At 62.4% G+C, this 24866-nt stretch carries 24 protein-coding genes; 15 read left to right on the forward strand and 9 right to left on the reverse strand.

All coding sequences use genetic code 11. The annotated features are described in order from the left end of the window. Positions 1–37: 37 nt before the first annotated feature. The 7 genes from M2400_RS08865 (at position 38) to codA (ending at position 6779) form a co-directional block, all read left to right on the forward strand. On the forward strand, positions 38–1117 hold the full coding sequence (locus M2400_RS08865) for a patatin-like phospholipase family protein (RefSeq protein WP_259195667.1): 1080 nt from the start codon (positions 38–40) through the stop codon (positions 1115–1117). 179 nt (positions 1118–1296) lie between these two features. Beyond that, positions 1297–1653: a 6-carboxytetrahydropterin synthase QueD gene (gene queD / locus M2400_RS08870; protein WP_003190259.1), complete on the forward strand. Its 357-nt coding sequence runs from the start codon at positions 1297–1299 to the stop codon at positions 1651–1653. A gap of 91 nt (positions 1654–1744) precedes the next feature. Then, positions 1745–2197, forward strand: coding sequence for a GNAT family N-acetyltransferase (locus tag M2400_RS08875; RefSeq protein ID WP_259195666.1), 453 nt, complete (start codon positions 1745–1747; stop codon positions 2195–2197). A gap of 10 nt (positions 2198–2207) precedes the next feature. Further along, positions 2208–2831, forward strand: a complete 624-nt coding sequence (locus tag M2400_RS08880; protein ID WP_177042672.1) for an NUDIX hydrolase — start codon at positions 2208–2210, stop codon at positions 2829–2831. Positions 2832–3033: 202 nt separating this feature from the next. Then, positions 3034–4302, forward strand: a complete 1269-nt coding sequence (codB, locus tag M2400_RS08885) for a cytosine permease (RefSeq protein ID WP_259195664.1) — start codon at positions 3034–3036, stop codon at positions 4300–4302. After that, positions 4299–5516 (forward strand): PucR family transcriptional regulator ligand-binding domain-containing protein, encoded by a 1218-nt coding sequence (locus M2400_RS08890; protein WP_259195663.1) that lies wholly within the window; start codon positions 4299–4301, stop codon positions 5514–5516. The genes codB and M2400_RS08890 overlap by 4 nt, the downstream gene beginning before the upstream one ends. A gap of 27 nt (positions 5517–5543) precedes the next feature. Beyond that, on the forward strand, positions 5544–6779 hold the full coding sequence (gene codA / locus M2400_RS08895; protein WP_177042675.1) for a cytosine deaminase: 1236 nt from the start codon (positions 5544–5546) through the stop codon (positions 6777–6779). Here codA and M2400_RS08900 read toward each other — a convergent pair. Next, positions 6774–7757 carry a diaminopimelate epimerase gene (locus tag M2400_RS08900; RefSeq protein WP_259195662.1) on the reverse strand — a complete coding sequence of 328 codons (984 nt, stop codon included), beginning with the start codon at positions 7755–7757 and terminating at the stop codon, positions 6774–6776. The two genes, codA and M2400_RS08900, sit on opposite strands and share 6 nt — an antisense overlap. After that, positions 7754–8515 (reverse strand): FadR/GntR family transcriptional regulator, encoded by a 762-nt coding sequence (locus M2400_RS08905; protein WP_076016736.1) that lies wholly within the window; start codon positions 8513–8515, stop codon positions 7754–7756. The genes M2400_RS08900 and M2400_RS08905 overlap by 4 nt, the downstream gene beginning before the upstream one ends. 234 nt (positions 8516–8749) lie before the next feature. On the opposite strand from M2400_RS08905, the gene M2400_RS08910 reads away from it, so the two are divergent. From M2400_RS08910 to M2400_RS08945, 8 genes are all read left to right on the forward strand, one after another. After that, on the forward strand, positions 8750–9490 hold the full coding sequence (locus M2400_RS08910) for an SDR family oxidoreductase (protein WP_259195661.1): 741 nt from the start codon (positions 8750–8752) through the stop codon (positions 9488–9490). 30 nt (positions 9491–9520) lie between these two features. Next, complete coding sequence (locus tag M2400_RS08915) at positions 9521–10366, forward strand: fumarylacetoacetate hydrolase family protein (protein ID WP_177133173.1); 846 nt, start codon at positions 9521–9523, stop codon at positions 10364–10366. Positions 10367–10386: 20 nt separating this feature from the next. Next, positions 10387–11664, forward strand: a complete 1278-nt coding sequence (locus tag M2400_RS08920; protein WP_259195660.1) for an L-fuconate dehydratase — start codon at positions 10387–10389, stop codon at positions 11662–11664. Between the two features lie 37 nt (positions 11665–11701). Further along, on the forward strand, positions 11702–12562 hold the full coding sequence (locus tag M2400_RS08925; protein ID WP_259195659.1) for an amidohydrolase: 861 nt from the start codon (positions 11702–11704) through the stop codon (positions 12560–12562). Continuing rightward, positions 12559–13332 (forward strand): SDR family oxidoreductase, encoded by a 774-nt coding sequence (locus M2400_RS08930; protein ID WP_177075818.1) that lies wholly within the window; start codon positions 12559–12561, stop codon positions 13330–13332. The genes M2400_RS08925 and M2400_RS08930 overlap by 4 nt, the downstream gene beginning before the upstream one ends. Beyond that, positions 13329–13676 carry an L-rhamnose mutarotase gene (locus tag M2400_RS08935; protein ID WP_177113169.1) on the forward strand — a complete coding sequence of 116 codons (348 nt, stop codon included), beginning with the start codon at positions 13329–13331 and terminating at the stop codon, positions 13674–13676. The genes M2400_RS08930 and M2400_RS08935 overlap by 4 nt, the downstream gene beginning before the upstream one ends. Positions 13677–13727: 51 nt before the next feature. Then, the gene (locus tag M2400_RS08940) at positions 13728–14951 is read left to right on the forward strand and encodes a sugar MFS transporter (protein WP_177075820.1); all 1224 of its coding nucleotides are present in this window, start codon (positions 13728–13730) and stop codon (positions 14949–14951) included. Positions 14952–15049: 98 nt separating this feature from the next. Then, positions 15050–16201 carry an MFS transporter gene (locus tag M2400_RS08945; RefSeq protein WP_177042684.1) on the forward strand — a complete coding sequence of 384 codons (1152 nt, stop codon included), beginning with the start codon at positions 15050–15052 and terminating at the stop codon, positions 16199–16201. A 45-nt stretch (positions 16202–16246) separates the two neighbouring features. Here the strand turns inward: M2400_RS08945 and M2400_RS08950 are convergent, their stop codons facing one another. From M2400_RS08950 to M2400_RS08980, 7 genes are all read right to left on the reverse strand, one after another. Next, positions 16247–16861, reverse strand: coding sequence for a type III secretion effector protein (locus M2400_RS08950; protein WP_177042685.1), 615 nt, complete (start codon positions 16859–16861; stop codon positions 16247–16249). Then, complete coding sequence (locus tag M2400_RS08955) at positions 16851–17198, reverse strand: hypothetical protein (RefSeq protein WP_177113171.1); 348 nt, start codon at positions 17196–17198, stop codon at positions 16851–16853. The genes M2400_RS08950 and M2400_RS08955 overlap by 11 nt, the downstream gene beginning before the upstream one ends. A gap of 574 nt (positions 17199–17772) precedes the next feature. Next, positions 17773–18714: a type III secretion protein gene (locus M2400_RS08960; protein ID WP_259195658.1), complete on the reverse strand. Its 942-nt coding sequence runs from the start codon at positions 18712–18714 to the stop codon at positions 17773–17775. Between the two features lie 315 nt (positions 18715–19029). Continuing rightward, entirely contained in the window at positions 19030–21435 is a 2406-nt protein-coding gene (locus M2400_RS08965; RefSeq protein ID WP_177075822.1) for a TonB-dependent receptor, read from the reverse strand. A 96-nt stretch (positions 21436–21531) separates the two neighbouring features. Beyond that, positions 21532–22506 (reverse strand): FecR family protein, encoded by a 975-nt coding sequence (locus tag M2400_RS08970; protein ID WP_259195794.1) that lies wholly within the window; start codon positions 22504–22506, stop codon positions 21532–21534. A 32-nt stretch (positions 22507–22538) separates the two neighbouring features. Beyond that, positions 22539–23039, reverse strand: coding sequence for a sigma-70 family RNA polymerase sigma factor (locus M2400_RS08975; protein WP_259195657.1), 501 nt, complete (start codon positions 23037–23039; stop codon positions 22539–22541). Between the two features lie 67 nt (positions 23040–23106). Then, on the reverse strand, positions 23107–24855 hold the full coding sequence (locus M2400_RS08980; protein ID WP_259195656.1) for a helix-turn-helix domain-containing protein: 1749 nt from the start codon (positions 24853–24855) through the stop codon (positions 23107–23109). Positions 24856–24866: the final 11 nt, after the last annotated feature.

The raw sequence follows: 24866 nt of genomic DNA on the forward strand, positions 1-24866 counted from the left end.
TTTCTATACTGCCCTGCTCGCTGTCGATGAGATCGGTATGACTGCTATCCATATGAAATTTCCCGCCTTGACACTCAAGGCTGGCAAACGCGCTTTCGCACGCATTCGCGAACAAGGGCTGGCGCCTGCGGATGTCGGCATCCTGCCCGGTGCTGCTGGCGGCCCCAAGGCCCTGGGCATCCAGGGCCTGGACCTGGCGCTGTTCGGTGACTGGCTGCCCCGCGCGCCACGCGAGCGTGCACTGATCGGCGCCTCGATAGGCTCCTGGCGGTTTGCCAGCGCGTGCCTGCCCGACCCGGTGCAAGGCCTGCTCGACCTGGGCCGCCTGTACAACGAACAAAGTTTTGCCAAAGGCGTGACCATGGCCGAAGTCAGCCAGAGCTGCGTGCGCATGCTCGATGACCTGCTGGCCGGCCGCGATGCCCGGGTTCTCGACAACCCGAACTATCGGCTGAACATCATGGTGGTCAAAAGCCACGGCCTGCTCGCCGACGATCATCGCGGTCGCCTCGGCTTGGGCCTGTCCTCGGTGATCGCCGACAACCTGCGGGGCCGCGCTCGGCTCTCACGGCACTTCGAACGGCTGATCGTCCACGACCCGCGCCAGGCGCCACCGCTGCATGCGCTCAAGGATTTCCCGTCGCGCTTCCTCAATCTGGAACTGGGCAACCTGCGCCAGGCGTTGCTGGCGTCCGGCTCGATCCCCATGGTGATGCAAGGCGTGCGTGACCTGCCGGGTGCTGGCGCAGGCACCTACCGCGACGGCGGCCTGCTGGACTATCACCTCGACCTGCCCTACCACGGTGACGACATCGTGCTGTACCCGCACTTCACCGACAGGGTCATTCCCGGCTGGTTCGACAAGGGCTTGCCATGGCGCCGTGCCAATCAACAGGGCCTGCAGGATGTATTGCTGCTGGCGCCGTCGAAGGAATACCTGGCCCGCCTGCCCCACGGCAAACTGCCGGACCGCAGTGACTTCAAGCGTTTCATGGGTGATGACCCGGGACGCAACAAGTACTGGCAAACCGCGATGAGCGAAAGCCAGCGGCTGGGGGATGAGTTTCTGCAACTGGCCGACAACGGGCAATTGGGCGAACGCCTGCTGGCTCTCTGACCCCCCCGTAGCAGCTGTCGAGCTTAAGCGAGGCTGCGTCGGCAGCACCTCGGTTTACCAGACAAACCGTAAACGCAGCCTCGCTAAAGCTCGACAGCTGCTACGTAGGGTGCGCGCGCGGTGGCAACAAACTGTTAAACTCGCCGCCTGCCAGACACCTGACCGAGCTGAAAAATACTGTGGAAATCTTCAAGGAATTTACATTCGAATCCGCCCACCGCCTGCCCCACGTGCCCGAAGGCCACAAGTGCGGGCGCCTGCATGGCCATTCGTTCAAGGTGGCAATCCACCTCAGCGGCGACCTCGACCCGCATACCGGCTGGATCCGTGACTTCTCGGAGATCAAGGCGATTTTCAAGCCGCTCTACGAACGCCTCGACCACAACTACCTCAATGACATCCCGGGCCTTGAGAACCCGACCAGCGAAGTGCTGGCCAAATGGATCTGGAATGAATTGAAACCGTTGTTGCCGGAACTCAGCGCGATTCGCATCCATGAGACCTGCACCAGTGGCTGCATTTATCGCGGCGAATGAGCCGGTGATCTAGAAAAAACCACCCTTGCGGTGGTTTTTTTATGCCGGTGACTCCCTTACAGTCGTGGCCTCTTGTACAGGAAGCGCTGCGATGCCAACCCATATCCGCCCCGCTACCGTTGACGATATCGCCACCATCGAGACCATCGTCCACGCCGCCTACTCCCCTTACATCGAACGCATCGGGCGCAAGCCGGGGCCGATGCTGGATGATTATCGCCAACAGGTCGCTGCTGGACGCGTACATGTGCTGGAGAGTTCCGGCCGGGTGCACGGCTTTGTCGTGCTGATCCATGAGGACGAGTACCTGCTGCTGGATAACCTGGCCGTCGACCCCGGCGCCCAGGGGTTGGGCTACGGGCGCGTGCTGCTGGAGTTCACAGAACAGCAAGCCCATCAGGGTTTCGTGCGCCTCTACACCAATGAGGCAATGACCGAAAACCTCGCGCTGTACACCCGCAAGGGCTATGTGGAAACCCACCGGGCCGAGGAAAACGGCCTGCGTCGGGTTTACCTGCAAAAAGACCTCACTGCCTCTCGCTGAAGGAATTCCCATGGAAAACACCTGGCTGGCCCAGGCCAAGCGCTTGCAAGCATTGGCCTCCACGGGGCTGCATTTCTGCACCGATGACTTCGAGCGCGAGCGCCTCGAGGAAATCGCCCAGATCGCCCACAGCATGCTCGCGCAGTTGGGCGAAGTGCCGCTGGAGCGCATCACCGGGCTGGTGCCGGACTTTGCCAAGCGCTATTCGACGCCGATGATTGATGTACGGGGTGCGGTGATTGACGGTGACCGGATCCTGTTGGTGCGTGAGTTGACGGATGGTTGCTGGGCGTTGCCTGGAGGTTATGCGGATATCGGTTTGTCGGCCGCTGAAAACATCATCAAGGAAATCCGCGAAGAGGCCGGGCTGACAGTTACCGCTCGGGCGCTGTACAGCGTCACCCATAAGGCCAAAGGTTTGTACCGGCCCGATATCCGGGACTTCTACAAACTCTATTTTCTGTGCGAGCGGGTTGATCAAGTGGCGCCGGCTGCCGGTTTCGAAACCACGGAAGTCGGCTTCTTCAGGCTCGACGCCCTGCCGCCGCTCTCCCGTGGCCGCACCATTGAAAGCGACCTTGAGGCCGCCTTTGCGTTTCACCGCGGGGAGACCACCCACACCCTGTTCGATTGAAAAACGGGTGATCCAATTTGTATCACCCCTGCACCGCTTTCGCGCCTGACTGGGCAGAAAGACCAATCCCTCCCGCGTGCTCTCCCTGTTTGGCTATAAATACTGTGCAACGTGCACAGCGCTGACCGTGCGCACGTCACTGCATAGCAGTTGGCACGCCGGGTGCAATAGGCCTGCGTCACTCATTCAGGGAGAAAGGCACATGACGCAGAACGAACCGGGCAATGACTACCCTCTCAGCGAGGTGCCCATGCATGCCCGCAAAGGCCTGGCCTCCACCGCCATGGTGCTGCTGGGCTTTACCTTTTTTACCGCCACCATGTTCGCCGGCGGCAAATTGGGAGTGGCCTTCAGCTTCACCCAAATGCTCGGCGTCGTGGCCCTGGGTAACCTGCTGTTGGGTATCTACGCTGCAGGGCTGGGTTACATCGCGTTCAAGAGCGGTTTGAATTCGGTACTGATGGGGCGCTTCTGCTTTGGCGAAGTGGGCAGCAAGCTGAGCGACTTGATCCTCGGTTTCACCCAGATCGGCTGGTACGCCTGGGGCACCGCCACGGCGGCTGTGGTGCTGGGCAAATATTTCGAGTTGAGCCAGGGCAGCGTGCTCGGGCTGATGGTGCTGTTCGGCATGGTGTTCTGCGCGACGGCCTACGTGGGGTATCGCGGGTTGGAGATCCTGTCCTACATCGCCGTACCGGCCATGGGCATTTTGCTGTTTCTGTCGATGTGGGTGGCCACTGTCAAGGTCGGCGGTCTGGATGGGCTGCTGGCAGTAGTGCCGACCGGCGAGCTGGATCTGTCCACCGCCATCACGCTGGTGTTCGGCACCTTCGTCAGCGGCGCGACCCAGGCCACCAACTGGACGCGGTTCTCGCGCTCGGCCAAGGTCGCGGTGCTGGCCAGCCTGATCGGCTTCTTTATCGGTAACGGCTTGATGGTATTGATCGGGGCCTACGGCGCCATCGTCTACCAGCAACCGGACGTGGTCGAAGTGTTGCTGCTGCAAGGTTTTGCCATGGCCGCCATGGCCATGCTGCTCCTGAATATCTGGAGCACCCAGGACAACACCATCTACAACTTCGCCGTCGCCGGCTGCAACCTGCTGCGCACCAAACGCCGCAAAACGGTGACCCTGGCCGGCGCGGTGATCGGCACCCTGCTGGCGCTGCTGGGCATGTACGACATGCTGGTGCCCTACCTGATCCTGCTGGGCACGGTGATTCCGCCGATTGGCGGGGTGATCATGGCGGACTTTTTCTATCGCTACCGCGGCCACTACCCGCGCCTGGCCGAGACGCGCCTGCCGGCATTCAACTGGCCCGGGCTGATCGCCTATGCCGTGGGCACGGTACTGGCCTTTCATTCGCCGTGGGTCGCTCCGCTGGTGGGGATTGTGGCGGCGTCGCTGACGTACATCGTGCTGACCACCGTCCTGCGGGTGCGGGCTCCTTTGGCTGACGCCCAGGCATGAGCCTGACCATCGCCGATGTGCTGGCCTTGCCCGGGCTGGAGTCGATGTGCCTGCGGGCCGGGGAAGCCGGCCTGGAGAACACGGTGCGCTGGCCCTATGTGGCGGAAAACAGCGGCATCGCCGAATGGGTGCTGGGGGGCGAACTGGTGTTCATCACCGGTATCAATCACCCCCGGGATGAGGCCAACCTGCTGGTGTTGCTGGACGAGGCCTGTCAGCGCCAGGTCGCCGGGCTGGTGATTCTCACGGGAGCGGACTATATCCAGGCGATCCCGCAGCGCTTGCTGGAAGCCGCGCAAGACGCGGGCATGCCGCTGATCGAGCAGCCGTACTCGTTGAAGATGGTGCTGGTGACCCAGGCCATCGGTTCGGCGTTGATCCAGTCGCAACAGTTGGGGCGCTCGCGGCACGATGTATTGGAACGCCTGCTGGCCGGTGACTATCAATCCCTGGATCTGCTGCTGCACCGCGCCGCGCAATTGGGCATGCCATTGGCCGGGCATTGGCAGCTCGTCCAGTTGCAGCTGGACGGCAGCGATGCACTGTTTGCCCAAGGCGAGGCGCCGGTGGTCGAAGCACAGCTGGCCCGTCAGCACGATGCCATTACCCGTCGTCTGCGCCAGTTTTCCGCGCAGCATCCGTCTCGTTTGCCCGTGCAGGGGCGTGCCGGGCAATGGACAATGCTGTTGCCTGCGGCCGACGCAGGCGAGGCATTGGCCAACCGTCAGTTGTTGGCGGGCTGGTTGAAAGCGCTGAACCTGCGCCTGGCGCCGCTGAAACTGTTTATCGGCCTGAGTGCCGCCGCGCACCCGCCCGCTCGCCTGGCCCAGGCCCTGGACGAAGCGCGCCAGGCGTTGGCGGCGGCGCGGCGGTTCAGTGAGCGCGCCGGGTTGTGTGTCTACGATGAGCTGGGGGTACTCAAGTTGCTCAGCGGCGTACGTGATCGCGCCCTGCTCGACCAGTTTCTCAACGAACGCCTGGGGCCGCTGTTGCGCCACGACCTGCACCATGGCCCAAGCCTGATGCCAACCCTGGAGGCCTGGTTCCACGAGAATGGTAACCTTGTGGCCGCCGCCCAGCGGCTGGCGGTTCACCGCAACACCCTGACACATCGCGTCCAGCGCATCGAAGCCCTGTGCGGGCTGACGCTGGACAATTCTTATGACCGCCTGGACATCGGCATCGCGCTGATGATCTGGCGCCTGTCTGCCTGACTGTTTTTTGCCAAGAGGAACTTGCCCATGCACATCATCAACGCCCGCCTGCGCAACCGTGAAGGCCTGCATGATCTGCACCTGGAACACGGCCGGATCGCCAGCATCACCCAACAAGGCGCGGCGCCCATCGCAGGCCCCGACGACCTGGACGCCGCCGGCAACCTGGTGGTGCCACCCTTCGTCGAACCGCACATCCACCTCGACGCCACCCTGACCGCCGGCGAACCCCGCTGGAACATGAGCGGCACACTGTTTGAAGGCATCGAGTGCTGGGGCGAACGCAAGGCCACCATCACCCTGGAAGACACCAAGACCCGCGCCAGGAAAACCATCCAGACCCTGGCCGCCCATGGCATCCAGCATGTGCGCACCCATGTCGACGTCACCGACCCGGACCTTACCGCGCTCAAGGCCATGCTTGAAGTGCGCGAGGAAAGCACCCACCTCATCGACCTGCAAATCGTCGCGTTCCCCCAGGAAGGCATCGAGTCCTACCGCAATGGCCGCGAGCTGATGGAAGAAGCCATCCGTTTGGGCGCCGACGTGATCGGCGGCATCCCGCACTTTGAATACACCCGCGACCAAGGGGTGAGTTCGGTGAAGTTCCTGATGGACCTGGCCGAGCGCACCGGTTGCTTGGTGGACGTGCACTGCGACGAGACCGACGACCCTCATTCGCGCTTTCTCGAAGTGCTGGCCGAAGAAGCCCGCAGCCGCGACATGGGCGCCCGCGTGACCGCCAGCCACACCACGGCCATGGGCTCCTACGACAATGCCTACTGCGCCAAGCTCTTCCGCCTGCTGGGCCACTCCGGCATCAGCTTTGTCTCCTGCCCCACCGAAAGCATTCACTTGCAGGGCCGCTTCGACACCTTCCCGAAACGCCGGGGCGTGACCCGGGTCAACGAACTGCTGGAAGCCGGCATGAACGTCTGCTTCGGCCAGGACTCCATCGTCGATCCCTGGTATCCCCTGGGTAACGGCAACATCCTGCGGGTGCTGGAAGCCGGCTTGCATATCTGCCACATGCTCGGCTATCGCAACCTGCAAAGCGCCCTGGACCTGGTCACCGACAACAGTGCCAAGGCCATGGCCCTGGGAGATCGTTATGGCCTGGAACCGGGACGCCCGGCGAACCTGTTGATCCTGTCGGCGGACAGCGACTATGAAGTGATTCGCAGCCAGGGCCTGCCGCTGTATTCGATTCGCGCAGGCAAAGTGTTGATGAAACGCCGGCCGGCGCAGGTGGAGTTTTTATAAACGCCGCGCCGTTCCGAACAGGCTGACGCTCAGCAACTCCCCCGCGTCAGCCTGCAAGCGCACCGGTGCCGTACCGCCGGGCATCACCACCGCCACCTCACCCGCCGTCACCCATCCTACAGACCAGGCGGCGCAAGCCACGGCACTCGCGCTGGTCCCGGAGGACGCCGTTGGCCCCTCGCCGCGCTCAAACACCCGGGCGATGACACGGTTGCCGGAATCCCGGGCGCCCCATTGCAGGTTGACTCCGGAAATACAGGGCTGACCCGCCCCGGCAGGCGGCGCAAAAGCGATTGCCCTCAGCGAATCGAACAACCCTGGCTGGAGCATCTGTGCGTTGTCCGGCAACGCCGATGCATCCTGCACCAGCGTCACACAATGAGGATTGCCCACTCGCACAAACTGGCTGTGATTCCACGCAGTGTTCAGTGCAGACAGTGGTGAGACATGGCTCACCTCGGTCCCCTCAAGCGAGACCACACCCACCCCAACCGCCCCCACCGCCGAAGGCCCGAACCCGGGACGCCCCAGCGCCAGCCAAAAGCCTCGGATCTGTTCGTACTGCGCAGGCTCAACCCGCGTGATCACCGGCGACACTGCATCCGCCTTGTCGTGATGCACCCGCAGGTCACAGCCCTGCGTCATCAACCCTTGGTCGGTCAACGACTGGGCAAAAATCGTCAGCCCATTGCCACTGCGCTCGGCCAGGGAACCGTCGGTGTTGACGATCAACAGGTCGAAGGGCGGTGCGGCCTGAAACGGCCCCACCAACAAGCCGTCGCAGCGATGCTCTTTGGCCCCAGCCGGGCGTGGCAAAGAACCCCACTCGCATTCGGCGGCAACCGCCGCCAACGCCCAAGCATCGCGGGTGCCCGCGGCCAAGGCGGCGTCATCCGGCACATCGATACCCTTGCTGCGTAACTGCTCAGGGCTAACCACACCGTAGATATTGCCGCGAGCGTCATAGAACACGGTCATTGCGCCGTCCGCATGAAAATCCGCACCACCTCTTCGAGGTGTTTGCGCATGGCCTGTCGCGCACCTTCCACGTCCCGCTGTTCCAGGGCGTCGAGGATCTTGCGATGCTCGTCTTCCGAGCGATGCGGCATGTCATCCGAGGTGTAATGCGCCTGCAACCGCTGGAACATGCTGCCGTAACGATGCCCCAGCAAGTGCGCAATCATCAGCGCATACGCCGGGTTGCCCGAGGCCTGGGCAATGCGGATGTGAAACAGTCGGTCGCCCGGATGGGTATGGGAGCCTTCGCGGTTGTCCTGCACGTTGCGCTCGAACGCCTCGCGAATACCCGCCAGCTCTTCGTCGGTGGCATGTTTGGCCGCCAAAGCAGCCGCTTCCGGCTCAATCAGGCGACGGGCCTGGAGCAACGAAAACGGTGGAATCTCGGCATTGAAGTCGACGTGCAGGTTGAGCTCCGGGTCGAACTCCTTCCATTGATCCCGGGTGGCCTGGGCCATCACCGGCTCCTGGCTGACTTTCGGTTGCACGGGTTCGCACACCAGCACGCCGTTGCCCACCCGCACGTCCACCAGGCCGATCACCTCCAGGGCAATCATCGCCTCACGCACGGAGGCGCGACTCACCCCTAACAGTTTGGCCAGCTCCCGCTCAGCCGGCAGGCGACTGCCCGGCGGAAATTCTCCGCTGTCGATCAACGCCCGCAACTGGTCGGCAATCTGTCGATAAAGACGTTGGTTATCAATTACTTGAAATGGCATCTAGGCTCAGCTCGATTCATGCATGGCACGGTCCAGATGATCAACCCGCGAAAAAGCCGCTTGTTGACCGAGAAGACCCATGCTAAAAATTGGATCAATGGCCTGACCATTGGATCGTTTCCAGTGTGCTGATCATAGCAAACCCTCACAGGGTCGCTATGCCGCAGATGCAGGCGTTTTACGCCCTTAATGGCCTGACCATTGAGCCAATAATAACAATCAAGGGAGTCTGTCATGGACCTCACCGGTAAACGCGTGCTGATCACCGCCGCCGCCCAGGGCATTGGCCGCGCCAGCGTCGAAGCCTACCTGGCGGCTGGCGCCAAAGTGATTGCAGCCGACATCAATCAACAAGCGCTCGCCGACCTGACGGGTGCGCAAACGGTGGTACTGGATGTCACCGACGCCAGCGCCATCCAGCGCCTCGCCGCCGAGATCGGCCCTCTCGATGTGCTGTTCAACTGCGCAGGCGTAGTGCATGCCGGCAACATACTCGAGTGCCCGGAAAGCGACTGGACCTTTGCCCTGGACCTGAACGTCACCGCCATGTACCGCATGATCCGCGCGTTTCTGCCGGGAATGCTGGCGGCGGGCGGTGGCTCGATCATCAACATGTCGTCGGTGGCCTCCAGCCTCAAGGGCGTGCCCAACCGCTTTGCCTACTGCGCCAGCAAGGCTGCGGTCATCGGCCTGACCAAATCCGTCGCGGCCGATTTTGTCACCCAACGCATTCGCTGCAACGCCATCTGCCCGGGCACCGTGGAGTCGCCGTCGCTGCAGCAACGCATCATCGAACAAGCCAGCCGCGAAGGCCGCCAGCAGGACGAGGTGTACGCCGCCTTCACTGCGCGCCAGCCGATGGGCCGCCTGGGCACACCCCAGGAAATCGCCCAGTTGGCGCTGTACCTTGGCTCCGACGCCAGCGCGTTTACCACCGGCACCACCCAAGTCATTGACGGCGGCTGGAGCAACTGACCGCCCACTTGCGAATCAAGAGGATTACTCATGAAATTGCTGCGCTACGGTGAAAAAGGCCAGGAACGCCCGGCCCTGCTGGACGCTGAGGGTCGCCTGCGTGACTTGTCCGCCCACATCAGTGATGTCGCAGGCGAAGCCCTGCTGCCCCACAACCTCGCTCGCCTGCAAGACCTCGACCCCGCGAGCCTGCCCCTGGTACCGGGCAACCCGCGCTTGGGCGCCTGTGTCGGCCAAGTGGGAAAATTCATCTGCATCGGCCTGAACTACGCCGATCACGCCGCCGAAACCGGCGCGCCGATACCCGACGAACCGATCATCTTCAACAAGTGGACCAGCGCCATCGTCGGCCCCAACGACAACATCGAGATCCCCCGCCACTCCACCAAGACTGACTGGGAAGTCGAACTGGGCGTGGTGATCGGCCAGGGCGGCCGTTACATCGAAGAAAGCCAGGCCATGCAGCACGTGGCCGGCTACTGCGTGATCAACGACGTCTCCGAACGTGAGTTCCAACTGGAGCGCGGCGGCACCTGGGACAAGGGCAAGGGCTGCGACACCTTCGGCCCGCTGGGCCCCTGGCTGGTGAGCCGGGATGAAATCGCTGACCCGCATCAACTGTCGATCTGGCTGGAAGTCGACGGCCACCGCTACCAGAACGGCAACACCCGCACGATGATTTTCCAGATTCCGAAATTGATCAGCTACCTCAGCCAGTTCATGAGCCTGCAGCCGGGGGATGTGATTTCCACCGGCACCCCGCCCGGTGTCGGCCTGGGGATCAAGCCCGTGCCGGTCTACCTCAAGCCCGGGCAAAAGATCCGCCTGGGCATTGAAGGCCTTGGCGAACAGAACCAGACCACGGTCGACGCCTGACAAGAGCCAAGGAGCCGTTCATGACCACCATTACCGCGATTCGCGTCGAAGATATCCGCTTTCCCACGTCCCAGTCCCTGGACGGTTCCGACGCCATGAACCCGGACCCGGACTACTCGGCCGCCTATGTGATTCTGCAGACCGACAACCCGGCGCTCGAAGGCCATGGCCTGACCTTCACCATCGGCCGCGGCAACGAGATTTGCTGCGCGGCGATCCAGGCCATGCAGCCGTTGCTGGTGGGCTTGACCCTGGAATGGATCGCCGAAGACATGGGCCGCTTCTGGCGCCATGTCACCAGTGACAGCCAGTTGCGCTGGATCGGCCCGGACAAAGGCGCTATTCACCTGGCCACCGGCGCAATCGTCAATGCCGCGTGGGATTTGTGGGCCAAGGCCGAAGGAAAGCCCTTATGGCGCCTGGTAGCCGACATGAGCCCGGAACAACTGGTGCGCTGCATCGACTTTCGCTACATCACCGACTGCATCACCTCCAGCGAAGCCCTGGCCTTGCTGCGCCAACGCGCCGAAGGCAAGGCTGAACGCCTGGCCAACCTGCAAGCCAATGGCTACCCCTGCTACACCACCTCCGCCGGCTGGCTCGGTTATGGCGACGAAAAGCTTCGCCGGCTGTGCCAGGAAGCGGTGGATGCCGGGTTCAATCACGTCAAGCTCAAGGTCGGCCACGACCTGCAGGACGACCTGCGCCGCGTGCGCATCGCCCGTGAGGTGCTGGGGCCGGACCGTCAATTGATGATCGATGCCAACCAGGTGTGGGAAGTCGACACCGCCATCGACTGGGTGCGCGAGTTGGCGTTCGCCAAGCCGTGGTTTATCGAGGAACCCACCAGCCCCGACGACATCGAAGGCCATCGCAAGATTCGCCAGGGTGTGGCGCCGGTCAAGGTCGCCACCGGAGAGATGTGCCAGAACCGGATCATCTTCAAGCAATTGATCATGCGCGAAGCCATCGATGTGGTGCAGATTGACGCCTGCCGCCTGGGTGGCGTCAACGAGGTGCTGGCGGTGATGCTGATGGCGGCCAAGTACGGCCTGCCGGTATGCCCGCATGCCGGTGGCGTCGGGCTTTGCGAGTACGTGCAGCACCTGTCGATGATCGACTACCTGTGCATCGCCGGCACCCACGAAGGCCGGGTGATCGAGTATGTCGACCACTTGCACGAGCATTTCGAGGAACCTTGCGTGGTACGCGACGCTGCCTATCTGCCGCCGCAGGCACCGGGGTTTTCGATCCAGATGAAAGCCGCGTCCCGGGAGCAATACCGCCACCGGCCGTGAGCTGAAACGCAATTTGAATGGACGGAGCACAATAATAATGTCGTCCCCATCACCTCTGAGGCTCGATGCGCACCAGCATTTCTGGCGCTACCGGGCCGCTGATTATCCATGGATCGGCGCGGCTGAGGCCGACCTGCGGCGGGACTTTCTCCCACAGGATCTGCGGCCCTTGCTCGACGCTGCCGGCATGGATGGCTGCATCGCCGTGCAGGCCCGCGCCGGTGAGCAGGAAACCGAAGCGCTGCTGGAAATGGCGCACCGGCACCCGTGGATACTCGGCGTCGTCGGCTGGGTCGACCTGTGCGACCCAACCCTGGAACAACACCTGGAACAGTGGCGCGACGCACCGAGGCTCAAGGGCTTCCGGCATCAGATCCAGGACGAACCCCAGCCCGCCCACTTTATGGCTGACCCGGGATTCTCCCGTGGCCTACGGCACCTGCAGCAACAAGGCTACGTCTACGAGGTGCTGATCCGCTGCGCCGACCTCGATGCCGCCACCGCCCTGTGCCGGCGCCACGACCGTCATCACCTGGTGCTGGATCACCTGGGCAAACCCGACATCGCCAACGGCCCGGTCGGCTGGGCCGAACACCTGGCGCCGCTGGCCGCCCTGCCCCACGTCAGTTGCAAGCTGTCGGGACTGCTGACCGAAGCCGGGCCCGACCAGCGCAACGCCGGTGCCCTGCGCCCCTATATCGAACTGGCGCTGGAACTGTTCGGCGCCGAACGCCTGATGTTCGGCTCGGACTGGCCGGTGTGCCTGCTGGCCGGGGAATACCAGGGCACCTGCCAATTGCTGCAACACACCCTCGGCTCGCTGTCGCCCGATGAACAGCAGGCCATCTGGGGCGGCACCGCCCAGCGGGTCTATCACCTTGAAGGAAACTGCCCATGAATCTGCATTTGCAGGACCGCGTGATCATCGTCACCGGCGGTGGCTCGGGGATTGGCGCCGCCATCTCCCTGGGGCTGATCGCCGAAGGCGCGATCCCGGTGATTTTCGGACATCAACCGTTGTCGGCGGCCTTCGCAGCCGAGCTTGAACAGCAAGGTCAAAGCCACTTCATCCGTGTCGAGTTGCGCGATGAAGACGCCTGCCGCGCGGCGGTCAACGAAGTGTTACAACGCTTCGGGCGTATCGACGGGCTGGTGAACAACGCCGGGGTCAACGACGGTGTGGGCCTGGAAGCAGGCCGTGCAGCGTTCGTCGAATCCCTGGAAAAGAACCTGATTCATTACTACCTGATGACCCATTTGTGCCTGGATGCTCTCAAGGCCAGTCGCGGGGCGATCGTGAATATCAGCTCGAAAACGGCCCTCACCGGCCAGGGCGGCACCAGCGGTTACACCGCCTCCAAAGGGGCACAGTTGTCGCTGACCCGGGAATGGGCGGCCTCGTTGCTGGAGTTCGGCATACGGGTCAATGCCGTGGTGCCCGCCGAGGTGCTGACGCCGTTGTACCAACGCTGGATCGACGGCTTCGACAACCCCGAGGCCAAGCTGGCCGCCATCGTTGAAAAAATCCCCTTGGGCAAACGGATGACTACCCCCGAGGAAATTGCCGACAGCGTGCTGTTTCTGCTCTCTCCTCGCGCTTCCCACACCACCGGCCAATGGCTGGTCGTGGACGGTGGCTACACCCACCTCGACCGGGCGCTGACATGAGCCGCCAACGTTACTGCCTGGCCCTGGACCTGATCGACGATGAGGCCTTGATCGTCGAGTACCAGCAGTTGCATCAACGCATCTGGCCCGCCGTGGCCGAGCATCTTCGCGACCAACAGATCGTGGAGATGCAGATCTGGCGCCTGGGCACGCGGCTGTTCATGGTCATGGACACCGCCGCCGGTTTCAGCTTCGAAGCGCTCGACCAGGCCGCCCGCGCCAACCCCGAGGTGCAAGCCTGGGAAACCCTGATGTGGCGCTTCCAGGCCCCCACGCCATGGACTGATCCCGGCGGCAAATGGCAGCCGCTGACCCAGATTTTCAGCCTCACCGACCAACCCTGATACCCGCTGCATCGCACGCCTTGATCCCATAAAAACAACAGGAGAAGCGTCATGTTAAGCAAAGACACACCTGTGGCAACCGGCGCACGCGTCGTGCCGACCTATCGCTGGGCACTGATGCTGGTGACCAGTCTGTTCTTCCTCTGGGGCTTGTCATACGGGTTGCTGGATGTGTTGAACAAGCACTTCCAGGAAGTCCTGCACGTCAGCAAGGCCCAGTCCGGGTTGTTGCAAAGCGCGTATTTCGGCGCGTACTTCCTGATCGCCCTGCCGGCGGGGCTGTTGATGGACCGCCACGGCTACAAGGCCGGGATACTGTTGGGCCTGTGCCTGTATGCGGCAGGTGCGCTGCTGTTCATGCCGGCAGCAGCGGCGGCGAGTTTTCCGTTTTTCCTGTTCGCGCTGTTCGTCATCGCCTGCGGCCTGGGCTGCCTGGAGACCGCTGCCAACCCGTACGCCACGGTGCTGGGTGAACCCCAGGGCGCCGAGCGGCGGTTGAACCTGGCGCAATCATTCAACGGTTTGGGTCAGTTCTTCGGGCCGCTGATTGGCGGCGCAATGTTCTTCAGCGCTGGCAGCACGCCGGCCTCGGACATGAGTTCGTTGCAGACCACCTATGTGGTCATCGCGGTGCTGGTGTTGCTGGTGGCGCTGTTGATCGCCCGCACTCCGCTGCCGGATCTGCGCGCCCAGGAGCAGGAACTGCAGCCAGTGGCCGGCAAAGGCCTGTGGCAGTATCCGGAATTCGTCGGAGGGGTGATCACGCAGTTTTTCTACGTGGCGGCCCAGGTCGGGGTCGGTGCATTTTTTATCAACTACGTCACCGAGCACTGGGCGCAGATGGGCAACCAGCAAGCGGCCTACCTGCTGTCGATCGCGATGCTGGCCTTCATGTTCGGGCGTTTCTTCAGCACCTGGCTGATGGGACGGGTCAGCGCGCAGAAGCTGCTGCTGGCGTATGCGCTGATCAATATCGCGTTGTGCGGGCTGGTGGTGATTGGCCTGGAAGGTGTCTCGGTGATCGCGCTGATTGCGGTGTTCTTCTTCATGTCGATCATGTTCCCGACGCTGTTCGCCATGGGCGTGAAAAACCTCGGGCCCCATACCAAGCGCGGCAGTTCGTTCATGATCATGGCAATTGTCGGCGGCGCGCTGATGCCCTACTTGATGGGCAAGGTGGCAGACAACAGCACGGTGGCGCTGGCGTACCTGTTGCCTATGGGGTGTTTCGTGATTGTGGCGGTGTATGCCCGCAGTCGCCTGCGCCATCCATGAAGCAACACCCGTATGGAACCTGGCTCGCTCGATACGGCCTGATGTGCAAGGATGTTGCGCTGCACATCGTTCGTTGAACGCAAAACCAAGGATTTTTCATGACCGTCATCAGCACCCCAGCGCCCGTGGTACCCGGGCGGCTGGAACAAATGTCGACCCGCATCGCGTTTTTTATCGCCGGTTTCGGCATCGCCGCCTGGGCACCCCTGGTGCCTTATGCCAAGGCCCGCGCCCAACTCAATGAAGGCACCCTGGGGCTGTTGCTGCTGTGCCTGGGGGTGGGGTCGATGATCGCGATGCCGGTCGCGGGTGCCCTGGCGTCGCGCTACGGTATCCGGCGGGTGGCCACCGGCGGGACGCTCCTGATCTGCCTGGGCCTGCCGATGCTGGCCACCGTCACTTCGATTCCGCTGTTGATGGCCGCGCTGTTTGTGTTCGGTGCCGGCCTCGGCACCGTGGACTCCACCGTCAACCTGCAAGCGGTGATGGTCGAACGGGCCAGCGGCAAGACCATGATGTCGGGCTTTCACGGGCTGTTCAGCCTGGGCGGGATCGTCGGTGCGGCGGGTGTCAGTGGGTTGCTGGGGTTGGGCTGGTCGCCGTTGCAGGCCACGTTCGCCGTCATCGCGGTCATTGCGGTGGCCTTGCTCAAGGCCGGGCCGCACTTGCTGCCTTACGGCAGTGAAAGCTCCGGGCCGGCCTTTGCCGTGCCCCACGGCGTGGTGCTGTTTATCGGCTGCCTGTGCTGCATCGTGTTTCTCGCCGAAGGCGCCGTGCTGGATTGGAGCGCGGTGTTCCTGAGTGCCGAGCGCGGCCTGGACGAAGCTTATGCGGGCCTCGGCTACGCAGCCTTTGCCTTGACCATGACGGTCGGACGCCTCACCGGCGACCGCATTGTGCGCAGCCTCGGCGCAACCCGGGTGATCGTGTTCGGCGGTGCCCTCGCGGCCGCCGGCATGCTGCTGGCAACGCTGTTCCCGGCGTGGGAAACCGCGCTGCTGGGATACGCGCTGGTCGGTGCCGGGTGTTCGAACATTGTGCCGGTGCTGTACACCGCCGTCGGCAAGCAGACGGTCATGCCGGAACACATCGCGGTTCCCGCCATCACCACCCTGGGTTACACCGGCATCCTCGCCGGCCCTGCGGTGATCGGCTTTATCGCCCACGGCAGCAGCCTGAGCACCGCCTTTGTACTGATTGCGGTGTTGCTGATCGGCGTGGCAATCAGCGGGAAAATACTGCGGGTATGAAGGGCTTCCCCGTAACGCCTCGCGCGTGGAGGCGTTACCCGGGGTTTACCGGGTTTTTTGGTGCCCAAGCCAGCGATCGAGGGTCTTGCTGCTGAGCCAGCCCGCCTGGTGATGACTGCCAAACATCCGCCGACCGCTGCCGTCGGCGTTTTCCAGTGACCGCAGCAACCCCGGCCGGTCCACAATATTCTTCGCCATGTACACCTGCTGCTCGTCGTATTTTTTCCGCGCCAGCCCTGTGGCGGGGTCCAGCACGGGCTCACCCTGACTGTCGAGTTCGTCCGGGTCCTTGCTCATGGCCACCAGCAACTCGATGTTGACGTAGCCGATGTGTTCAAAGAATCCCTTGCGGTCCCGGGACCGGTCACGCAGCTCGTCGAACATCGCCTTGAACACCACGACAAGCTCGGCATTGCTCTTGGCGTGGAAAGGATCCGGGCTGAAGGCGCCGGGATCGCTGTTGCCGAACACCACGCTTTCGGCCTGTGAAAGGCTTTCCAGGGTGATGCGGCCGTCCTGATCGGTGATTGCATCGATCAGGCGCGGACGCTGGACAAGTGCCTTGGCCAGCAGAATCGCACTGTCGAACTTCGGGTTGTCGCCGATTTTTCTGCCGGCGATTCGCTGCAACGAAGACAGCGTCAGTCCGTCACTTTTCATGAAGTTCTTTCAGCGTGGGAAAACCGGCTTTCAGTGCTTTCACCAACTCGCTGTCCGGCAAGTGCAGGTTGGGATTGGGCTGGCCGGCGCGGGGAGCAACAGCGTTCTGAAGCGTACGATGATGGGACACCACCTCATAGGGCTGGGCCGACCGCAAAGGTGGCCGATAACCGGAAGAACGCACCGCCGTGGCGCCATCGTGATAATTAACGTGCCGGCCAACATCAGCGGCTTCATTTGAAGCGGACTGAACGGTGCGCCCCCCCTCATCCGGTGTTACGTCAAATCGGCTTGCAGCGCCGGACTGCAGGTAGCCTGACCCGCCATCAATTCTCATGCTTCATCTCCACCAATTTTAGATCCACGCTGCCAAGCTATTACCCTCGGTAATGGCCGTATCGCTCGCGCGATAAACAAGCCAAAGGTGTGTGGTGCCCTGAAGGCAATGGTTCCGAAGTAGCACAGTGTTCCAATGACAACATGTAAAAAACGAAAAATCAGTCAGTTTTCCGGGAACCCGGCACAGTCGGTTTTGCCGCCTGCCAAAGGCCTTTGATCACACCGGCCATCGTTCCCAGCACTGAGCAAAACTGGCGCAGCACAGAGGCCGCCTCAGTGGCAGGCAATTGTCCATGGGGCAACAGGCCTCTGATGAAGTCGTCAGACGCGGGAGCCTGAAACGTGTGCTGCCCGGTGAAGTTCTTCACGCGCAGTGCTTCGCCACCCTCGTCGTATGGCAGGGTTTCGCTGCCCCTCGGCGCACGACAGACGGGTTGAGGCGCGGGATTAGGCGATCCAAATGAAGTTGAAGGCATGTCTAAGCCCTGGCTGAAAGCGTAAAAAACAGCGGATTGATCAACGCAGGAAATCGCGCCACGAAGCACTCGCGGCGTGATCGGGTTAAAACGGGTTTAGCGCGACAGCCAGCGCAGGGCGTCCTTGACGATTTTGCCGTCGTTATCCTGACTGGCGAAGTTGTCCATTTGCGTCAACAGACTGGAACGCTGGGTGACTTCCCTGGCCAACTGGATGAGCGAATCCTGTCTTGGGTTCCCCGTCAAAGGCAGTGCAGCCATGCGGTGCAGGTCATTGATATTGATGGAGCTTTTCCAGAAACCGCCCTTCAGCGCATTGAAGTCCTTCAGCATCTGTTCGGCGATCTGCTTGTCGCTCTGATACTTCAACGGGTTGTCAGAGCTGAGCACGGCGTCGAGATCCTTGCGGGTGATTCGACCATCCAGATTGCCCGTCCCACCGCTTCGATCAAAGGCTTGAAGCACCTCGGGACGTCGCAACAGTTCCCGGGCCAGGAGAATGTTCTGATCCCTGTCCTCATTGCCGGTCAACCGCCTGTCCGCCATGTCCTGCAGGCTTTGCTGGGTGACGTGGGAGGTGCCCGGCGCCCTGAACGCGTTGAAGTTGTCCTTGAGCAACTCCCCCAGTTGATCGTTGCTGCGCCGCGAATACTGTGGATCCGGGCGACCGTAGCCTGGCTCAGGCTTGGCAGGGGCCGCAGGGCAGCACCCGGGGTTGGGCCGGGCAGGACTGAACAGCGACTTCAGGTTATTCAGAAATGTCTGGAATTGTGTGATCAGGTTGTCCAGAAAGCCGCCCGGATTTGACGTCGGGAACGAACCTGGCGCGAAGCCACGGGGGTCCGCAGTGCTCTGCGCCTGCGGGCCGGCGAACATCGGGCCGGTTTTATTCTCCGGGGCGCCGAAATTGACGGTGACCGATTCCGGCCCGACCAGTGAGCGTGCCAGTGCCAACGCGGCGGTACCGGCCTGATGCATCTCGGAGTTAGTGGGGGAATGGGTAACGGATTGATTGAGTCCTGGTACCGACATTGGCATCTCCAGTTCGACGTATTGATACGATTCACTCTCGGATCAAAGGCACCTCGACGCTGCAAGGTGCCCCATGGAAAGTGGGCACCTTCTTGTGTGGCAAATCTGTCGGATTCAGTTCCTGCGGACGCAGAAAATCGTTCGAAAAAGGGTAGGAAGAAAGGCTGATATCGATCAGTCCAGGAAAAACATCATACCTGTGGCGAGGGAGCTTGCTCCCGTTGGGCTGCGCAGCAGGCCCTGTTTTTGGGGCCGCTTCGCGACCCAACGGGAGCAAGCTCCCTCGCCACATTTTTCTCAACGGTTTACTTCAACAATCCGTCAGAACCCTACGCTGGCCTGCACAAAGAATGTGCGCGGTTCGCCCAGGTAAATCCCCGAGTTGTTGTCGCTGGAGCGGGTGTAGTGCTCCTGGTTGAAGACGTTCTTGACCCCCACGCCCAGCTTCAGGTTCGACAGCTGCGCACCGAAGTCATAACCGCTGCGCACGTTGACCGATACATAGCCGGGAATATCCCCGTACTGGCCATCGGCAGTCGGCTGGGTGATGTAGGTGGTGCCGGTGCCCGGTGCACGCTGGCCGGACTGGGCGTAGACGTCCAGGTTATGGGTCCAGTGATTGATGTCGTAACGCAGCCCCAGGGTCGCCACTTCACGGGAGTACAGCGGCAAGTCGCGACCCTTGAAGGCAACGTCGCCTTCGGAGGTAGCCTTGGTGTAAGTGAAGCCGGCGTTGGCGGTCAGGCCGTCGAGGCGCGGGTCCAGGTTCGACAGGTCATAATGGGCCGACGCTTCGATACCTTCGTGCTTGGTGGCGCCGAGGTTGGTCCAGCCCACATCGTTGCTGACGTATTGCAGTTCGTCCGAGAAGTCGATGTAGAACAGCGTCACTTCGCCGCCCCAGACGTTGTCGTTGTAGCGGGTACCGATTTCGTAGGTCTTGGCTTTTTCCGGGTTCAGACCGTTCGCGGTCTGGTCGCCGTTACCCCCCTGGCCCAGCTGGAAATACTGCAGGCTGCCGAAGGACGTTTCGTAGTTGGCGAACAGTTTCCAGGCATCGGAGACGTGGTACATCACGCTCAGCGCCGGCAGCGGTTCGTTGTTGTGGATCTCGCGACGCTTCTCCTGAACCATCGCGCCGTTCAGCCCCACCACCGGGCGGTCGTGCCACTCGGTACGGATCTGCTCAAAGCGGATGCCCGGGGTGACGGTCCATTTGCCGATATCAATCTTGTTGTCGATGTAGAACGAGTTGGCCTCAGTGCCACCGGTTCGGTCCTGGTACACGTGGCCATCACTCTGGCCCACCGGGGTCGGCACGTTGTTGACCAGCGCCAGGCTGGTGGCCTGCTCGTGCATGCCTTCTTTGAGGTAACGGTAACCGACGCTGACTTCCTGGGTGCTCGGCCCCAGGTCAAACACATGGGACACCCGCGGCTCGATGCCGAAGGTGTAGTAGGTGCGCGGGTAGGAACCCAGGGTCTTCAGGTCGCGGTTGGCGATGTTGCTGCCGCGGAAACTGTCGGAGTAGTAGGTCAGCACTTCGGCCTGGGTACGGTCGTCAATCTGCCGGATGTACTTGAAGGACATGTCCTTGCGCCGGCCGTTGAAATTGTCCCAGTCACGCACCGATTGATACTTGTCGGCGTCGTACTGCTTCTGGGTCAGGCCGCCGGGCATGTCGGCGCTGGCGTCGTAGTAGTGGAAGTTCAGCGAGAAATCGTCTTGATCGGTCGGTGCCCAGTGGGTCTTGAAGATCACGTCGTCGATGTCGTTGGAATTGTTGCGGTCGCGGTAACCGTCGCCCTTGGTCCCGGAATACAACAAGGCGGCGCCGATGCCGTTGTCGGCGGTGCCACCGATGAAGGCGTTTTCAATGTGCTTCCAGCCGCCGTGGGCGGCGGTTTCCAGGGTGGTGCCGACTTCGCCGGAGAATTTTTCCGGGATGGCGCGGGTCACGAAGTTGATCACGCCGCCGACGTTCTGTGGCCCATAACGCACAGAGCCTGCACCGCGCACCACGTCGATGCTGTCCAGGTTGCCGGAGGAAATCGGTGCCATCGACAGCTGCGGTTGACCGTACGGGGCAAACGCCGCCGGTACGCCATCGATCAAAACCGTGGAGCGTGGCGACAGACGCGATGTCAGCCCGCGCACGCCGACGTTGAGGGAAATATCGCTGCCGCCGGTGCCGTTGGCTTCCTGCACCTGCACACCGGGAATGCGCCGCAGCACATCGCCCACGTTCATCGCGCCCTGCTCCACCATAGCCTCACGGCGCACGACGGTGCGCGCGCCCGGGTGGTTCTGCACCACTTCGGCATTCGCATCGCCGAGCCAGTCGCCGACGACCTTGATATCGGTGGCGCCCAGTTCCAGCGGGGACCCTGCTTCGCCGGTGCCCTTGCCCTGTGGGCGCAAGGTAACGGAGCCGGCATCAATCTGGTAATCCAGGCCGCTGCCTTGCAGCAACTGGCGCAGGGCTTGTTCCGGCGACAGGTTGCCGTCCACGGCCGGGGCTTGTTTGCCGGCCACCATGTCGGGACTGAAAAATACTTGCAGGGACGTTTGCTGGCCCAACTGGCTCAAGGCCGAACCCAGGGACTGGGCCTGGATATGAATCGCGTCGTCGGCATAGGCCGCCGGCAGTGCGGCGCTGACGGCCAGGGCCAGGGCGAGCGGTGCCCAACGGGAGGATTTATTGTTTTTCACGGCGAGTTTTTTCACGTCGAACGGAGTCCTGTGATCGCAAGAGTGTGCGGCTGTTAATGCAAACCAGTTGCAGTTGCACAAGAAGACGAAGAACTCGGAAAAAACCTGAATCTATCGTGAAATTATTTCCTGGCTGCCGTCAGGCAAGGTGCGCAAGGCCACCGGAAGGATGTGCGGCAAGGCCTTGAGCAAGGCGTCGGTGTCGGTGGATTTGAATACACTGGTCAAACGCAGGTTGCTCACCGCAGCGGTGCTGACCCGCAAAGGTTGCTCGCGGTAGCGCGAGACTTCCCGGGCCACTTCACCGAGGGTGGCGTTGTTGAACACCAGTTTGCCGGTACGCCAGGCCGTCAGTTCTTCGGGGTTGACGGCGTAGGCAGCCGCCACCTGGCCCTGGGTATCCACATGGGTGCCCCGGCCTGCGGTGAGCGTCACGATTTCATCGGAAGAGCGTCCTTGCACCTTGACCGTGCCGGCCTCGACCACCACGCGGGTCTGGTCGTCATCGCGGCGCACGTCGAAACGCGTGCCGGTGACCGTCACCTGCCCTGCCCCGGCCGCCACCACAAAGGGCCGGCTGGTGTCATGCTCGACGCTGAACATCGCCTCGCCCTGCTTGAGCTCGATACCGCGCTGGCCTTTTACATAGTGCACCGCGACCACGCTGCGGCTGTTCAAATCCATCAGCGAACCGTCGGGCAACGCCACCTGCCGGCGCTCCCCCAGGGCGGTGCTGAATTCGGCGTTATAGGTTGCCGGATGATCCAGGCCGCTGAACAGACCAAGGCCCAGGGCCACTGCCAGCACACTGGCGGCCACTGCATAACGCAGCACGGGCCGGCGCTTTGCACGCGGTTCCGGCGCATCGCACAACGCCTGCAAGCGCGCTTTTGGCAACAGGTCGGTGGCGCTCCACAAACCTTGCAGCACATCAAATTCATACTGGTGCTCGGCATGCTCTGCACGCCAGGCATCAAAACGCTCGCGTTCTTCGACGCTCAATTGGCCGTCCTGCACACGCACAAACCACTGCGCCGCCTCATCGCGGGCCGCTGCACTGCCGCAGGCACACTCACGGGTATCCATCATGGAAGATCCTGTTTCAAAGCGGGCATTGGTCATGGGGCCATCGCGTCCAGGCGGTCACGTAGATGCCGCAGGGTGCGGATCATATACTTTTCCACCATGTTTTTAGACAGGCCCAGGCGTTCGGCGATTTCCTGCTGGGTGAGGCCCTCGATTTTCTGCCAGATGAAAATCTTGCGGCAATTGAGCGGCAGCTCGGCCAAGGCCCGCTCGATGGAGTCCGCCAGCTGGATCGCGTGCATGAAATGCTCCGGGTCGCCACTGTGGGGCGAACTCTGATCAAAGGCTTCCAGCGCCATCGCCTCCCGCCGGTCCTCGCGGCGATAGGCGTCAACCGCAATATTGCGCGCCGTTTGATGCAGATAGGCGCGAGGTTGCTCAACCGTGGTGGACTTGGACTCAAGCACCCGCACAAAGGTGTCGTGGGCCAGGTCTTCGGCCTGCTGACGGTTTCTCAGGCGGCGCGTCCAGGTCCCGATCAACTCTTCGTAGTGCTCGAAAAAGCCTGTTCTGCGGGGCGGCTGAGGAGTCATCAAGGGAGCACTGGGGAGGCGGGGCGTGAATAGTAATGCTTCCTATTAAGCGGGGCAATGCTACCCGTCAGTTATCAATCACCCGCTGCAAATGAATCGCCAACTCCGTGGCAAACCGCTTTTCCGGCGTTTCCACATCAATCCCGAACAACTCCTGAATCCGCGCCAGCCGATAGCGCAGCGTCGTCACATGCACCCCCATCGCATCCGCACACGCCTGGCTGCGGCAGCTTTCCCGCAGGTACGCGGTCAGGGTTTCCAGGTACGGCGTCTGGTGCTTGCGGTCATGGGCGAGCATCGCGCCGACGCTGTCGTTGACGAAGGTGCGAATATCCTCGCCGCCCACGGCCGCGACAAAGATCGGGATCGGCCCGAAATCCTGGTCGGAGATCGGCCCGCTGCGACCAAATGAACGGGCAATCTCGATCAGCCGCCGGCAGCGTTCCCACGCAGCCGGATAATCCGCCAGCACCCGGCACACGCCGCTGGCCAGCAGGATCGGCTCGGCGCCCAGGTAGTGCGCCAGGTCATCCGCGATCTGCCGCTTGATCTTGCTCAAGCGCTCGCCTTCCGCCGGCACCAGGCACACCAGGCCGTCGTCGACGATGATCACCGTGGCCTGCATCCCCGCCCGTTGCAGGATGCGGGCGACGTTGTGGTGCAGGTTCTTCGCCTCCCGGGCCTTGGCGCCATAGTCGACAATAATCATCTGCTGCGGGGTGTTGAAACTGATCCCCAGGCGTTGGGCCCGTTGCTGGATATCATCGGCGTCGCGCCAGCGGCCTTCGAGCACTTCGAACAACAACTCGGTCTGGGTGCGGGTTTCAAACCGAAAGCGGATAAAGCTGCGCATCATCTGCACGCTCAAGGCGAACTTGGCGCTTTCCAGCATCAGCAAATCCAGCTCGTTGACCGGCGCCGCCACCGGGAACAACACCAACGCGCCCACCAGTTCGTGGTCGACCATCAACGGCTCGATCTGCGCCCGCAACGTAAACTGGCGCTGGCCGTCGTCAAGGAACAGGTTGACCGTGTTGCGCAGGGCGCTGCGCAAGCTTTCCTGGGCGGCCTTGGTGATCTGCACGCTGAGCACCCCGGCGACGGCGGCCTGCCAGGCGTTGTCATCAAACAGCGCAGTGTCCGGCGAGCGCCCCGCCACCACCTGGTTGGCGGTGAAGTCCACGGCGATCACCGGGTTGGGCAACTGGTCGCCCACCATCAACGATAACGACGTCACCGAGCCGCCGCCCAACACGTGTTCCAGCATCGTGGTGTGCACCTTCAAGGCCTGCTGCATGCGCTCGGCGGCGCGGCGCTCGGCTTCCAGCTGGCGCTGACGCTCCACCGCGATGGCGCCCAGGTGGATGATCATGCCGAGGAACACCCGGTCTTCTTCCGACACGTCCATCAGCGTGCGGGAAATCACGCTGAGCACCATGGGCCGGCCATCGAAGTCGGTGCAGTTCATCGGCATCACCATCACCGTGCGGTAATCGCGCTCCAGGGATTCGCGGCGGTAGCCGGGGTACTCGCATTCGCGCACGTCGCGGATGAATACCGCCTCGTTGCGTTGCAGGGCGGTCATCACCGGGCTCGAAGACAGCTCCCAGCAATCCACCAGCGGGCGCTGCACCAGGGTCGGGTCGTGGCGGGCGATGACGTGGCCGAAGCCGGCGTCCATGTCGATGGCCATGATCGAGCTCATGGTCCAGTGGGTGTGGCGGCAACTGGCGTACACCAGCTGGTGCAGCATCGACTGCAAGTCACCGCCGGAGTTGATCTGACTGGCCACATCCCGCAACGACAGTATCTGCATTTCTCGATTCA

Source organism: Pseudomonas sp. BIGb0558 (genome assembly GCF_024807515.1).
GTDB classification, from domain to species: Bacteria; Pseudomonadota; Gammaproteobacteria; order Pseudomonadales; family Pseudomonadaceae; genus Aquipseudomonas; species Aquipseudomonas yamanorum_A.